Genomic DNA, 13,944 nt, shown 5'->3' on the forward strand with positions numbered 1-13,944 from the left:
ACGGCCCCCTCCCGCATACCCCCCGTGCCCCAGTGCTACCAAGGTAACAGGGCCGGACGGTGCCGATCGATCATCGGCTACCGGGAGAACGGGAAGTCCAGGACGCACTCGCCGACGCTCACCTCCGTCGGCCACTCCAGTTTCAGCGAGCGGTCGACGCGGTCGCCGGCGTCGACCGGGACGGCGTGCGCGGTCAGGCCCATCGCCTTCGCCGCGAGGTAGAGGACCTGCTGCAGGGCCCCCACGTGCACCAGCGTCGTCGCGTACGCGGCACTGCCGAGCACCCAGGCGATCCGCGACATCCGCGCCGTCATCGTCAGCAGCACCGAGGGCCTGCGGCGGCTGCCGGCGCCGATCATCGCCACGTCGAGCATGCCGTCCAGCACCCCCATGTCGTCGTTGATCAGCGTCAGCGTGTGCCACAGCGGGTCGTAGTGGTAGATCCCCCGCGCCAGGCCCGCGCAGCGGTTGATCCCGACGTAGATTTCGAGCTCGTACAGGCAGGCGACGCTGAAGTACGGCCGCTGCGACGCCTCGTGGCCGGGGCCGCCGGGCAGGTGGGCCGGCCCGACCGACCGCACCCGCGCCGCGCGGTAGAGCAGCTCGCCGAGCTGCTCGGCGGACAACGCGCGCTCGGTGACCTCGGGGCACGTGTGGTCGTGTTCGAGCAGCGTGGTCAACGCCGGATCGGTCGCCTCGATCACCGCCGGGTCGGGCCGGTGCAGCGGGACGGTCGGGCCGGCGGTGAGCTGCTTGACCACCGGCGGTTCGGCACCCGCCCGGTGCGCCTCGGGGTCCGGCGGCCTGCCCTTCTGCCACGTCCTGCTGCGGGCGTGGAACATCAGGTCGTCGGGCGACCAGACGGCCAGTTCGGCGTCGGTGTCTTCGGCGAACGCCGCCCAGTCGTCGGCCACCAGCACCACGCCCGCGGCCACCAGGAACCCCACGACGTCCGCCACCAGCGGCTCGGCCAGCCCGGTGGACTCGGCGACCTGCGCGACGGTGACCGGGCCGGCCAGCGACGACGCCACGGTCACCGCGGGTGGCCGCAGCAGCGCGACCCGGTACCGGGCGCGGGGCGACTCGAGCAGCAGGCCGCCGTCGTCCGGGCGCATCGCCGAGAACCGCGACAGCTTGATCAGCCGTCCGGGTGGCACCGGATCGGCCGGGAAGACCGGGGACTGGGTCACCGGGATCGCCGACAGGACCGGCCCGCGGCCGTCGTTGAGCGCCAGCGAGTGCACGACCGAGCCGGACAGCCGGTTGAGGACCTTGCGCAGCGGACCCGCCCAGGCTTCCGCGCCGCCGCTCACCGACGACGCGAGGTTGCCCATCGACACCGGCCCGAGCACCATCCGGCTCAGCGACTCGCGGACCGGCCCGGGTATGCCCGGCAGCTCGTACTCGCCCCACCAGGTGATCGCGACGACCGTGTCGTCGTCCCCCGCCTCCAGCAAGGTGTCTTCGGTGAGGGACCAGAGCCGGACGGTCTCCGGGATCCCCTCCGGGCGGTCAGCAGGCAAGGCCAACTCCTCAGGCGAGCCAACGAACACGGACGGCCGGGAGCCGCCCTCACAGGAACATCGGGAACGGGTTGAGCCGCTCGTACGGGGTCGGCGCGTCGAGCCGGCCCAGCCGGACCGGGACGTCGAAGAGCCGGCCGGGCGCGAACCGGGCCCAGAACGGGCGGAGCCCCGGCACGACCACCTTGACCACCGGGATCCCGACGTCGGGCCGGGTCTGGTCGAGCACCAGCAGCTCCAGCCCGGCGCGGCCGAACAACCGGTCCAGCGCCTCGACGTCGTCGCGGACGTCGGTCCGGTTGACGAACGGGAAGTCCGCGGCGGTCCGCATCCGCCGGCCCGCCGCGGGCCGCAGGTACGGCTGGTTCGCGACGGTGGCGTGGGCGAGCCAGCGCCGCGCGTCCGGGTCGTCGAGACCCTCGCCGGCGGCCCGCACGATGGGCAGCATCTGGTTGAGCTCGGTCACCGCGCGGCGCACCGCGATCCGCGGGTCGAGGTGCGCACCGAAGCCGAGCATGATGTCTTCGTGCGGGCCGTCGGTCCGCCGGGACAGCGCGACGGTCACCGGGATCCCCAGGTCCGCGGTCACGTCGAGGACCCACAGCTCGCGGCCGATCGCCGCGTAGTTCGCGGACATCTCCGCCAGCCACGGGTCGGCGAAGGACGCGAGGTCGACGCCCGGCACCGGCGTGCGGTTGTACCACCACAGCGCGACGGCGTCGCGCTCGACTAGCTCCAGGGCGCCCTGCAGGATCGCGTCCTCCAGGCTGCTGCCCGCCGCGGCGCCGTTCGAGTCGGCACGCACCCCGCGCGCCGCGCTCTCCCGCGGGGTGCCGTAGTACAGGTAGGACGTCGGCAGCAGGCGGCGGCGCCCGGAGATCGACCACACCGGCGTCCAGTCGATCCGGGCGGTGGTGTCGAACGGCTCGCCGACGCGCTGGAAGTCCGCGTGCTCGGGGTTCCAGGCCGCGCGCTCGGCGTACTGCCGGTCCGCGAACAGCATGCACTCGTTGGGGTGGACGGCCTGCTCGCCCAGCTCGTCGCAGGACCCGTGGATCCGCAGTTCGTCACCCTGGAAGTTGCCGGAGAACCGTTCGGCGGCCTCGCAGAGCGCGCTGACCTCGGCGTCGAGCGGGCTGACGCCCTTGCCGCCGTTCTCGCAGCGCAGCCCGGCCCGCAGCGCCGCCATGCCGGTGACGCCCCGGGCGATGTTGGGCCCGGAGCGGTAGGCGTTGGCGAACCACGGCGCGGCCGGGTCGGGCTGGATCTCCTTGACGATCCCGGTGATCGGGCTGACCAGGTGCCGGTGCCGGTCGAGCATCTGCGCCGGCGTCGCCGTGCGGTGCCCGCCGCCCCCGGTGGTCGCCTTCTTGGCCGGCTGCAGCACAACCGGGCGGGCCGAGCGCCAGGCCACCAGCCACGGGTCGCCGCAGCGGGGGCACTGCGGGCGGCGGCGCAGCTGGTGCAGCCGGCCCTGCAGGTCGAGCGTGTCGAGCGTCCACACGCACTGCTGGCCCGGGTACCGGTACCCCGCCATCCACTTGGCCGCCTCCAGCGCGACGAGGTGCGCCGCGGCCGCGGTCAGCGGCGGCAGGGCGGCCACCGGATGGCGCGCCGGGCCGTCGTGGCCGAGTTCCTCCTGCACGCACGCCTCGGCGTGCCGGTGGCCCCACAGCCGGTGGGTCAGGCAGTGCCAGCACGCGCCGCCCGGCTGCAGCACGGGACCGATCCACACGTGGGCGCCCCACGGGCGCGCCAGCAGCCACGGCCGCCCGGCCCGCCGGTGCTCCGCGTCGATCCGGGCCAGCCGGGGGTCGAGGTAGTCGGCGCACAGCACGACCGACAGGTCGGCGGGGCCGCTGTCGGTGCGCACGCCGAGCCCGGCGCCGGCCAGGGCCCGCTCGACCGCGCCCGGGTCGACGCCGTCGGCGTCGTCGCCCACCGCGGTCAGCCGCACGGTGCCCTGCCGCGCGGCCGCGAGGTCGGCGTCGACGCCGCACGCGTCCCAGTAGGCCAGCACGCCTTCGTCGCCGGGGCGGGGTTCGGCGGGCCTGCTGCGCAACGTCACCAGGCCGGCGTCGACCAGCTGCGTCAGCACCGCGGCGACCTCCTCCGGCGCCATCCCTCCGGGACGGCCGCGCAGCAGCCGTTCGAGGTCGTGCGTGCCGTCCAGCAGTGCGGCCAGCGACTCGATCTTGGCGCCGCGCATCGCGATGACGCCCTGTTCGGAGAACAGGTAGGCCCCTTTGCCTGCCCGCACTTCCGCCCGCAGGTGCCGTCGGAACGCGGGAGCCGGGGTGGCGGCCGGCGCGGGCGCGGGCTCGCCGTCGCCTGCCGGAACCCGCGCGTCCACCGCTGCGTTGCGCATGCGCTCTCCTGCCGGTCGTCGGGTGGGCGGGACGAGGAATCAGAATCCTGCTCCACCTGGTGACCGCGCGGCCAGTGCCGCGAGCACGGGCGAAGACGTGCGTTTTCCACGTTTGAACATGGGAAACGCATGGGGTGGGAGTGCACGGCTCACTGGCCGCGCGGGGTAGGCAACCGTCACCGTAGACAGCGACGCCCATAGCGGCACGGCGCACCGTAACCGAAGTCGCGGCCCTGCGCGAATCGGACCGCTCCCGGGCCGGCACTCCGAGACAAGTGAGGACCCGAGTATGCCTACCTCTGCTCGCACCTACGGACAGTTCTGCGGCCTCGCCCGGGCACTCGAAATCGTCGGAGAACGGTGGTCGCTGCTCGTCGTGCGTGACCTCGTGCTCGGCCCGAAGCGGTTCAACGACCTGCAGCGCACGCTCCCGCGCATCCCGGTGAGCATCCTGACCTCGCGCCTCAACGAGCTCGAGGAGGCGGGTGTCCTCCGCCGCCGCGTCCTGTCGCAGCTGGACGCCGGCGTCGTCTACGAACTCACCGAGTACGGCGCCGAGCTCGACCAGATCGTGCTCGACCTCGGCCTGTGGGGCGCGCGCTCGCTGAGCTACCCGAAGCCGGACGACGCGTTCACGCTGGACACGGCGATCATCTCGCTGTACGCGACCTTCCAGGAGGAGGCCGCCGCGGGCGTCCACCTCAACTACGAGCTGCACCACCTCGGCGGCGAGATGATCGTGCACGCGATGGTCGACGACGGCGCGCTCAAGGCGTCCGCCGGCGCGCTGCCCGACGCCGACCTGGTGATCGAACCGCAGGGACCGGCGCTGTTCGACCTGCTCACCGGCAGCCTGTCGGCGCAGGAGGCCATCGACGGCGGCAAGGTCCGGCTGGAGGGCGACCCCGCCCACCTCGACGTGTTCACCCGGCTGTTCCACATCCCGCCGGCACCGGAGCGCTCGACCGGCCTCTCGCTCCACTGACCCGCCGCCTGTCCGGAGCTCCGGCGCCGCGGTTCCCGGCGCAATCCGCCGGGTGCCGCAATTTCCGTTCCGGAATCAGCACTCTGGAGTAATCGGCGGCCGTCCGCGGACCGATATCGTCGACACCATCGAAATGCCGCATTCGCGAACCCTGGGGTGAACATGTCGACGTCCGAAGTCGTCCGGCCGGGCGGGTTCCTCGGCGAGCTCAACAGCCGCCACCACCACCGCGCACTCACCGTGTTCATGGTCATCGTGGTCGCGCACTGGGCCGAGCACATCGTCCAGGCCGTCCAGATCTACGGCTTCGGCTGGCCCACCTCGCGGGCGCGCGGCGTGCTCGGGATGCCGTTCCCGTGGCTGATCTCGCAGGAGTGGCTGCACTACGGCTACGCGCTGGTGATGCTGGTCTTCCTGTGGGTCCTGCGCCACGGCTTCGCGGGCCGGTCGCGGCAGTGGTGGAACCTCGCGCTGGGCATCCAGTTCTGGCACCACATCGAGCACCTGCTGCTGTTCATCCAGGCGCAGTCCGGCTGGCGGCTGGCCGGGCAGAAGGTGCCCACCAGCATCATCCAGCTGCTCGTGCCCCGCGTGGAGCTGCACCTGTTCTACAACACGATCGTCACCATCCCGATGATCGTCGCGGTGGTCCTGCACCGGCGGGCCTCGGCCGCCGAGCGCAAGCTGACCGGCTGCTCCTGCGGTGTGCCCAGGCGGCCTGTGCTCGCCGCCTCGTGAAGCGGGCGCTGGCGCTGCTGGCGCTCCTCGCCGGCTGGCTGCTGTTCAGCGCCACACCGGCTTCGGCCCACGTCGAGATCATCTCGTCGACCCCCGGGGACGGCGCCCGCCTGAGCGCGGCGCCGCCGGAGGTGTCGGTCACCCTGTCGGAGAACGTCGGGATCCAGCCCGGGTCGATCAAGGTCGTCGACCTCGAAGGCCGGCAGGTGGACTCCGGGCCGGTGTTCCAGCCCGGCGACGTCGCCGAGCAGGTCGCGGTGCGGCTGCGGCCCGGCCTGCCGGACGGCAGCTACCTCGCCGAATACGCCTTCGTCTCGGCCGACTCGCACCCCGTGCGCGGCACCTTCGCCTTCGTGGTCGGCACCGGGCCGCTGGTGACGTCGGCGGGCGCGGTGTCCGCGGCCACCGGGACCGACGCGGCCGTCGGCACGCTGTCGACGGTGGTGCGCTGGCTCGCCTACCTGGGGGTGGTGCTGCTCGGCGGGCTGGCGTTCGTGGTGCTGTGCCGCCCGGCGGCCCGCACCGACCCCCGCGCCCGGCGGCTCCTGAACTGGGGCGCCGGGCTGGTCGCGGCGACCACCGTCGCCACTTTCGTGCTGCAGGGCCCGTACGCGGCCGGCCGGAACCTCGAAGCGGTGTTCGACACCGGCCTGCTCGCGGACACCTGGCGCGTCGCCTACGGGAAACTCCTGCTCCTGCGGCTGGCGGGGGTGGGGGCGCTGGCCGTGCTCCTGCCCGGCCTGCTGCGACCCCGGCTCCCGGACCGGCTGCGCTCCCGCTACGAGAACCTGGCCATCGTGAGCGGCTTCGTCGTGCTGCTGACGTTCTCGGCCACCGGCCACCCGGTCACCGACCCGATCATGTTCGTGTCGGTCACGGCCGACCTGGTGCACTTCGGCGCCATCGCCCTCTGGGCGGGCGGCCTGACCCAGCTGGCGCCGGCCCTGTACCGCCCGGCCGACGGCGAGGACCTGGTCCCGGTCGCGGCGCGGTTCTCCCGCATCGCGTCGGGGTGCGTGGGGGCCATCGCGCTCAGCGGCGCGGTGCTGGCCCTGCGCATCATGCCGTCCCTGTCCACCCTGTGGACCACCGAGTTCGGGTTGCTGGTGCTGCTGAAGATCGCCGGCTTCGCGCTGCTGCTGGCGGTGGCGAGCCGCTCGCGCCGGGCGGTGCAGCGAAGCCTGTCCGGGCCGGGCCCCGGCACGACGACCATCACGGCGGACCTACGCCGGTTGCGGCAGGCGGTGGCCGTGGAAGTCCTGCTCAGCACCGTGGTGCTGGCGCTCGCCGCAGTGCTCACGGTCACCCCGCCTGCCGGCTGAGCGGCAGCCGGCCTTCAGGTCCGTGAAGGCGGCATTCACGGGCCGGGAGCCGAGCTCACAGCCCCGGCTGCCGCGGCGGAACGAACGGCCCCCAGCTGAACGCGGGCAGCCACGGTCCCGGCGCCTCGCTCCAGTCCAGCGCCGCCAGCTGGACGTGCGAGCGCCGCCCGGCGAGTGCGCGGTAGAGGTCGTGGGCCGGGGCCGTCATCGCTGCCTTCGGCCGTCCCGTACCCGCCGTCCACGCCGATCCGCCGGTCGTGCGCAGGCGCAGCGGCCGGAGCCCGCGCCCGGCGAGCGAGCCGGAAAAGCCGCGGACCAGCACGTCGAAGCTCGGCGCCCAGGCCGCGTGCTCGACGGCCGGCGGGACGCCGAGCGCGGCGCACAGGTCGAGTTCGTGGGTGTAGGCGTCCATGACCATGATCTCGCCGCTGTGCCCGCCCGCGGCCGCGAGCCGCCGGTCGACCTCGGCGCCGACGTCGTCCCAGCGGTCGAGCAGGGCGGGGACGCCGAGCGGCTCGTCCGGGACGGGCGGCGGGGTGCCGCCGTGGCGGGCGAGCACGCGCTCGGCGATGCCGGTGAGGTGACCGAGCAGGTCGGCGACGGTCCACTCCGGACACGCCGGGACCGGGTGGCCGCCGGTGCCGGGGCGCCCATCGAGCAGGGCGCGGACGCTGCGCCGCACTTCCGGGTAGCCCACGAAGTCCGGTGCCGGGACCGGCCGAGTCGCTGTCAACGCGTTCCACCTCACCCTGGCACGATCGGTGCTCGGGGCCCAGTATGCCCTGGTGACGGCGTCGGCAGTTCTTCTCGCGTGCCGCCACCCGAATCCCTTGGAGGTCGTGTCCTTGCCCACACTGTGGTCCACCTCGGCGCAGTGGGAGCTGCTGCCGCCGGTCCTGCTGGCGCTCGTGCTGAGCGTCGCCATCGGGCTCGAGCGCGAGGCCGGCATGAAGGCCGCCGGGCTGCGCACGCACAGCCTGGTCGGCGTCGGCTCGGCCGTGTTCATGCTGGTGTCGAAGTACGGCTTCGCCGACCTGCTCGGCCTCGCCCAGGTCTCGCTCGACCCGTCGCGGATCGCCGCGCAGATCGTGTCCGGGATCGGCTTCATCGGCGGCGGCCTGATCTTCGTCCGCCGCGACGCGGTGCGCGGGCTGACGACGGCGGCGACGATCTGGCTCACCGCCGCCGTCGGCACCGCGTGCGGCGCCGGACTGCCGGTGCTCGCGGCGGGCACGACGATCGGTCACTTCGTGGTGACCCGCGGCTTGCCGCCGCTGCAGCGGTTCGTCGCGCGGCACCGGCGTGAGCCACCGGTGATCCGGTTGAGCTATCTCGACGGTCACGGCGTCCTGCGTGCGGCCCTCGCCGTCTGCACCGGACGCGGCTGGTCCGTGCACCACGTCGACGTCGACCACGAGCCCCTTTCCGAAGAGGGCCAACGGATCGCGGTCGTCACCCTGCGCCTCGACGGGCGTGGTGATCTCTACGACCTCGCCGGGGAACTGGCCGAACTGCCCGGTGTGCGGAGCACGTCCACCGGCCGCGGGGAACCGTTCGACGAATGATCGGCCGCCCGGGGAGCGCGCGGCGGTGAGTTTGCGGCACACTGGGGTGCACGTGAAATTCCCCGGTACCGCAACGAAATCACGCGGCCGGGGAGAAACCATCCAATTCGGAGGTGAGGCATGGCCCCCGGCGGTGGCGAGGACGTGGCACTCGCGTTGCCCGAATTCGACCTGGCGTGGCGCGGTTTCCAGCGCGCACAGGTCACCGAGTACGTCGCGTGGGCCGAGGCCGAGATCCGCAGGCTCACCGCCGAACGCGACGCGGCACAGCGGCGCGGAACCGCGCTCGCCGAGGAGAACCGTGAGCTCCGCGTGAAGATCGATCGGATCAGCCTGACTCCGATCCCCGCGGACGCGCTGCAGGAGCGCTCCCGCCGGATGATCGAGCTGACCCGCGAAGAAGCGGCGGAAATCACCACGCAGGCAACGGAAACGGCGGAGCGGATCCGCCGCGAGGCCGAGGCGGAGGCCGTCCGGCTCACCGAGAAGGAACGCCGGCTGGTCGCCGAAGCCGAGGCCGAGCGCGAGCGGCAGCGCGCCGAGCACGAGGAATTCGTGCGCGCGGCCGAGCAGCGTCGCCGTGATCTCGACGAGGCCGCGGCGCACCGCCGGGCCCAGCTGGAAGAGGACCACACGCGGGCCATGACGGTCCGGCGCGCCGACGCGATGCGCGAACTGGCCGAGCAGGAAGCGGCCGCCCGGGCGAAGGCGGATCAGCTGGTCACGACGGCCGAAGGCGAGCTGATCGCGGCCCGGAAGCAGGCGGCGCAGCTGGTCACCGACGCGACCCGCCACGGCGAAACGCTGATCGAGGCGGCCGAACGCGAAGTCGCGGCGCTGGCCGAAGTCCGCGACAAGCTCCACGCGAGCCTGACGGGCTGCCGCACCCTCCTGGCGGACGCGGCGATCGCCCTCGACGACCGCCCGGCGCCGTTCGACCCCGAGGCCACGCTCCCGATGTCGAAGAGAGTGCCGATCCAGCGCCGTTCACCCGCGGACGACCTCACCGACGCGGTCGGTTGAGCACGCGTTGACGGAAGCCGCGCCGGCCCTCACCCGGCGAGTGCCGGCCGTGGTCGCGGCGGTGCTGACGCTGGCGGCGTCGACCACGCTGGCCAACCGCGTGCTGCCCGGCTGGGCGTACCCGCTGTGCGGCCTGGTGGCGACGGCGGTCCTGGTCCTGCTGGGGCGCGCGGCCGGCTGCTCGTGGCACGACCTGGGCTTGCGCACGGTCCGCCGTCCGGCGCTGGTCGGCCTGGCCGGAGCGGGTCTGGTGGCAGCGGTGTTCGGCATCGCGCTGGCGGTGCCCGCGTTGCGCACGGTGTACCAGGACGGCCGGGTCGGCGACCCGGACTTCGGCCAGCTGCTGTGGCTGACGTGCGGCCGCATCCTGTTCGGGACGGTGCTGATCGAGGAGGTGGCGTTCCGCGGAGTCCTCCCGGCCTTGTTCGGGGCAGGGGACGAGCAGTGGCGCTGGCGGCCGATCCTGGCCGCGGCGGCGTTGTTCGGGCTGTGGCACGCGCTCCCGGCGCTGGCGATCGGCCGGAACGCCGCGGTGCACGCGGTGTTCGGCTCGACGCCGGCGGTGGTGCTGCAGGTTCTGGCCATGGCGGCGGCGGCCATCGCGGGGATCTTCCTGCACTGGTGGCGCCACACAGGCCGGGGCGTGCTGGCGTCGGTGATCGTGCACTTCACGACCAACGCGGGCGGCCTCACCCTGGCTGTGCTGGTCCGCTGACGGCGGTCGACGACGTGCGCCCGCTGCTGCCGACCTACGAGCGAACCAGCCGCGCGATCGCGTCCGAGGCTTCCCGGACCTTCAAATCCGCCTCCTCGCCGCCCGCGGCGGCCGCCTGGACCACACACGTCGCCAGGTGCTCGTCCAGCAGCTCCAGCGAGAACGACTGCAGGGCCTTCGTCGCCGCCGAGACCTGGGTCAGGATGTCGATGCAGTACTTGTCCTGCTCGACCATGCGCTGCAAGCCGCGGATCTGCCCCTCGATCCGGCGCAGCCGCTTGAGATAGGCGTCCCGCTCAGTGCCGTAACCCGTCATCGCCCACCTGTCCCCATCGTCGGCATCCCTCACCGCGACTATACCCTCCCGGGGTGTCAGCGGAACCGGCGCAAGCGGAGGCTGTTGCTCACCACGAACGCCGACGAGCACGCCATCGCCGCCCCCGCGATCATCGGATCGAGCAGGCCGACCGCGGCCAGCGGCAGCGCCGCCACGTTGTACGCGAACGCCCAGAACAAGTTGCCCTTGATCGTCGACAGGGTCCGCCGGGCCAGCCGGATCGCGTCGGCCGCCACCCGCAGGTCGCCGCGCACCAACGTCAGGTCGCTCGCCTCGATCGCCGCGTCGGTGCCGGTGCCCATCGCCAGGCCCAGGTCGGCCTGCGCGAGCGCGGCCGCGTCGTTGACACCGTCGCCGACCATCGCGACCACGCGGCCCTCGGCCTGCAGCCGCTTGACGACGGCGACCTTCTCCTCGGGCAGCACCTCGGCGATGACCTCGGCGATCCCCGCCTGAGCGGCGATCGCCCGCGCCGCGCCGGCGTTGTCACCGGTCAGCAGGACCGGCATCAGGCCGAGTTCGCGCAGCTCGGCGACCGCCCGCGCGGACGTCGGCTTGATCGTGTCGGCGACGACCAGCCGTCCACGGACCTCGCCGTCCCAGGCCACGCCGACCGTGGTGGCACCTTCCGTCCGGGCCAGTTCGCCGCCGACGAACGCCGCCCGCCCGACGGCGACCTCGCGCCCTTCCACCACCCCGGTCACGCCGAGGCCCGCGGTGCTGCGGAACTCCGTGACGGCGGGCAGGGCGCCGAAACGCTCCCGGGCCGCGTCCGCGATGGCGCGGGCGATCGGGTGCTCGGAGGCGGCCTCCACGGCGCCCGCGAGCCGGAGCACCTCGCCGTCACCCTCGACGAGCGCCATCCGGCCGGTGGTGACCGTGCCCGTCTTGTCCAGGACCACGGTGTCGACCCGGCGAGTGGACTCGAGCACCTCGGGTCCCTTGATGAGGATGCCCAGCTGCGCGCCGCGGCCGGTGCCGACCAGCAGCGCCGTCGGCGTCGCGAGGCCGAGCGCGCACGGGCAGGCGATGATCAGGACGGCGACGGCCGCGGTGAACGCGGCGTCCGCTGTGCCGCCGGTCGCGAGCCAGCCGACCAGGGTCGCCAAAGCCGCGAGGACGACCGCCGGGACGAACACTGCGGAGACGCGGTCGGCCAGCCGCTGGACCTCGGCCTTGCCGTTCTGCGCGGCTTCGACGAGCCGCGCCATCTGCGCCAGCCGGGTGTGCGCGCCGACGCGGGTCGCGCGCACGAGCAGCCGCCCGCCGACGTTGACGGTCGCCCCGGTGACCGCGTCCCCGGGCCCGACCTCGACCGGCACGGATTCTCCGGTGAGCATGCTGGTGTCGACCGCGGAGCCGCCTTCGGTGACCACGCCGTCGGTGGCGATCTTCTCGCCGGGCCGGACCACGAAAACGGCGCCGACCTGCAGGTTTTCGACCGCGACGAGATGCTCGTCGCCGTCGCGGAGCACGGTGACCTCCTTCGCGCCGAGGTCCATGAGCGCGCGGAGGGCGGCACCGGCGCGGCGCTTCGACCGCGTCTCGAAGTAGCGGCCGGCCAGGATGAACGTGGTGACCGCGGCGGCCACCTCGAAGTACAGGTGGCGCTGCCCGGCCATGCCGAAGAGCAGCGCGTACAGCGACCAGGCCACGGAAGCGACGACGCCGAGCGAGATCAGCGTGTCCATGGTGGCGGTCGCGTGGCGCAGGTTGACCGCGGCGGCGCGGTGGAACGGCCACGCACCCCAGGTCACGACCGGGGCGGCGAGGGCGAGCGAGACCCACGGCCAGGCGGCGAACTGCCCAGCGGGGACCATCGCGACGACGATCAGCGGGACGGTGAGCCCGGCGGAGACCAGCAACCGTTTGCGCAGCGTCGGCGTCTCGTCGGGCGTTTCGGGCTCGGGGAGCCGCGCGGAGTAGCCGGCGGCTTCGACGACGGCCGCGAGGTCGTCGACCGACAGCGCACTCGGGTAGCTGACCTGGGCTTTTTCGGTGGCGTAGTTGACCGTCGCGGTGACACCGTCGACCTTGTTGAGCTTGCGCTCGACGCGCGCGGCGCAGGACGCGCACGTCATCCCGCCGATGGCGAGCTCGACCCGGGCCGCGGTGGGCACCTCGGCCCGGCTCACGCGACCAGGCGGTAGCCGGCCTCGGTGACAGCGGCGGCGACCGCATCGGTGGTGAGCGGGGTGTCGCTGGTCACGGTCACGCGGCCGCTTTCGACGTCGACGTCCACCTGCCGGACGCCGTCGAGCTCGGAGACCTCCTCGCGGACCGAGGTGGCGCAGTGCCCGCAGGTCATGCCCTCGACGGTGTAGGTCGTTTCGGCCATTTCCCGTTCCTTTCGTCGTCTCCCTTTATACCCATCGGGGGTAGGGGTTACCCACCGGGGGACGTCAGACTCGCGGCATGCGGAAGCTCTACGCGATCGGGATCGGCGCCGGCGACCCGGAACACCTCACGGTGCAGGCGATCGACCGCCTCAACCGCGTCGACGTCTTCTTCGTGCTCGACAAGGGCGACACGAAGGCCGACCTGGTCCGGTTGCGGCAGGAGATCCTCGACCGGTTCGTCACGCGGGACTACCGGGTGGTCCTGGCGGCGGACCCGCCACGCGACCGCACGCCGGCGGACTACCGGGCGCGCACGCCGGCGGACTACCGGGCGGCGGTGGCCGACTGGCACGCGGCGCGGGCCGCGGTGTACGAGGAGCTGATCCTTTCCGAGCTCTCTCCGGACTCGGTGGGTGCCTTCCTGGTGTGGGGCGACCCGTCGCTGTACGACAGCACGATCGCGTTGATCGAGGCGGTGCTGGCGCGGGGGAACGTCAAGTTCGAATACGAGGTGGTGCCGGGGATCAGCAGCATCTCGGCCCTGGTGGCCCGCCACCGGACGACGATGAACCAGATCGGCCGCGCAGTCCAGCTGACGACGGGCCGCCGGCTCGCCGAGGGCTGGCCCGACGGGGTGGACGACGTGTTCGTGCTCCTGGACGCCCACGCGACGTTCGACCGATTCACTTCCCTCGGCCTGACGATCTACTGGGGCGCCTACGTGGGTACGCCCGACGAGATCCTGATCTCGGGCCCGCTGACGCCGGCCTTGGCGGCGCAAATCCGCAAGACCCGCGCGGAGGCCCGGGAACGCCACGGCTGGATCATGGACACGTACCTGCTTCGCCGTCCGGCGCCGTAAGCCGGTTTTTCGGGCATGGGGAAAGGCCCCGGGAGAACCTGTGGGGTTCTCGACCGGGGCCTTTCCATTGGTTAAGTTCGGCGGTGTCCTACTCTCCCACAACCCTTCGGTTGCAGTACCATCGGCGCTGTCAGGCTTAGCTTCCGGGTTCGGAATGGGACCGGGCG

Annotated in this window: 13 protein-coding genes and 1 rRNA gene; 7 read left to right on the forward strand and 7 right to left on the reverse strand. The window is 73.1% G+C overall.

Annotated elements, in window-relative coordinates:
- Positions 1-77 precede the first annotated feature (77 nt).
- The gene (locus AB0M80_RS33235) at positions 78-1,523 is read right to left on the reverse strand and encodes a SagB/ThcOx family dehydrogenase (protein ID WP_364572855.1); all 1,446 of its coding nucleotides are present in this window, start codon (positions 1,521-1,523) and stop codon (positions 78-80) included.
- A 49-nt stretch (positions 1,524-1,572) separates the two neighbouring features.
- The gene (locus AB0M80_RS33240) at positions 1,573-3,891 is read right to left on the reverse strand and encodes a TOMM precursor leader peptide-binding protein (RefSeq protein WP_364572857.1); all 2,319 of its coding nucleotides are present in this window, start codon (positions 3,889-3,891) and stop codon (positions 1,573-1,575) included.
- A 289-nt stretch (positions 3,892-4,180) separates the two neighbouring features.
- Here AB0M80_RS33240 and AB0M80_RS33245 point away from each other — a divergent pair, with 289 nt between their 5' ends.
- The 3 genes from AB0M80_RS33245 (at position 4,181) to AB0M80_RS33255 (ending at position 6,936) form a co-directional block, all read left to right on the forward strand.
- Positions 4,181-4,876 (forward strand): winged helix-turn-helix transcriptional regulator, encoded by a 696-nt coding sequence (locus tag AB0M80_RS33245; protein WP_364572859.1) that lies wholly within the window; start codon positions 4,181-4,183, stop codon positions 4,874-4,876.
- A 162-nt stretch (positions 4,877-5,038) separates the two neighbouring features.
- Complete coding sequence (locus AB0M80_RS33250; RefSeq protein WP_364572861.1) at positions 5,039-5,614, forward strand: hypothetical protein; 576 nt, start codon at positions 5,039-5,041, stop codon at positions 5,612-5,614.
- The gene (locus tag AB0M80_RS33255) at positions 5,611-6,936 is read left to right on the forward strand and encodes a CopD family protein (protein WP_364572863.1); all 1,326 of its coding nucleotides are present in this window, start codon (positions 5,611-5,613) and stop codon (positions 6,934-6,936) included. Before AB0M80_RS33250 ends, AB0M80_RS33255 begins: the two co-directional genes overlap by 4 nt.
- A gap of 55 nt (positions 6,937-6,991) precedes the next feature.
- On the opposite strand, the gene AB0M80_RS33260 is transcribed toward AB0M80_RS33255, so the two are convergent.
- A complete protein-coding gene (locus AB0M80_RS33260; protein ID WP_364572865.1) occupies positions 6,992-7,669 on the reverse strand; it encodes a maleylpyruvate isomerase family mycothiol-dependent enzyme in 678 nt (225 codons plus the stop codon).
- A gap of 112 nt (positions 7,670-7,781) precedes the next feature.
- Between AB0M80_RS33260 and AB0M80_RS33265 the strand changes: the two genes are divergently transcribed.
- The 3 genes from AB0M80_RS33265 (at position 7,782) to AB0M80_RS33275 (ending at position 10,239) form a co-directional block, all read left to right on the forward strand.
- A complete protein-coding gene (locus AB0M80_RS33265) occupies positions 7,782-8,501 on the forward strand; it encodes an MgtC/SapB family protein (protein WP_364572885.1) in 720 nt (239 codons plus the stop codon).
- Between the two features lie 120 nt (positions 8,502-8,621).
- Positions 8,622-9,524 carry a M protein gene (locus tag AB0M80_RS33270; protein ID WP_364572867.1) on the forward strand — a complete coding sequence of 301 codons (903 nt, stop codon included), beginning with the start codon at positions 8,622-8,624 and terminating at the stop codon, positions 9,522-9,524.
- Positions 9,525-9,531: 7 nt separating this feature from the next.
- A complete protein-coding gene (locus AB0M80_RS33275) occupies positions 9,532-10,239 on the forward strand; it encodes a CPBP family intramembrane glutamic endopeptidase (RefSeq protein WP_364572869.1) in 708 nt (235 codons plus the stop codon).
- Between the two features lie 34 nt (positions 10,240-10,273).
- On the opposite strand, the gene AB0M80_RS33280 is transcribed toward AB0M80_RS33275, so the two are convergent.
- The 3 genes from AB0M80_RS33280 to AB0M80_RS33290 are packed head-to-tail and all read right to left on the reverse strand — an operon-like array spanning position 10,274 to position 12,914.
- Positions 10,274-10,555, reverse strand: coding sequence for a metal-sensitive transcriptional regulator (locus tag AB0M80_RS33280; RefSeq protein WP_364572871.1), 282 nt, complete (start codon positions 10,553-10,555; stop codon positions 10,274-10,276).
- Between the two features lie 56 nt (positions 10,556-10,611).
- Positions 10,612-12,711: a heavy metal translocating P-type ATPase gene (locus AB0M80_RS33285; RefSeq protein ID WP_364572873.1), complete on the reverse strand. Its 2,100-nt coding sequence runs from the start codon at positions 12,709-12,711 to the stop codon at positions 10,612-10,614.
- Positions 12,708-12,914, reverse strand: a complete 207-nt coding sequence (locus tag AB0M80_RS33290) for a heavy-metal-associated domain-containing protein (protein WP_013228663.1) — start codon at positions 12,912-12,914, stop codon at positions 12,708-12,710. The genes AB0M80_RS33285 and AB0M80_RS33290 overlap by 4 nt, the downstream gene beginning before the upstream one ends.
- 77 nt (positions 12,915-12,991) lie before the next feature.
- Here AB0M80_RS33290 and cobF point away from each other — a divergent pair, with 77 nt between their 5' ends.
- Positions 12,992-13,777, forward strand: a complete 786-nt coding sequence (cobF, locus tag AB0M80_RS33295; RefSeq protein WP_364572875.1) for a precorrin-6A synthase (deacetylating) — start codon at positions 12,992-12,994, stop codon at positions 13,775-13,777.
- Positions 13,778-13,852: 75 nt separating this feature from the next.
- On the opposite strand, the gene rrf is transcribed toward cobF, so the two are convergent.
- Positions 13,853-13,944, reverse strand: a 5S ribosomal RNA gene (gene rrf, locus AB0M80_RS33300); the annotation flags it as partial.

This window comes from Amycolatopsis sp. NPDC051045 (assembly GCF_040682955.1).
Taxonomy (GTDB): domain Bacteria; phylum Actinomycetota; class Actinomycetes; order Mycobacteriales; family Pseudonocardiaceae; genus Amycolatopsis.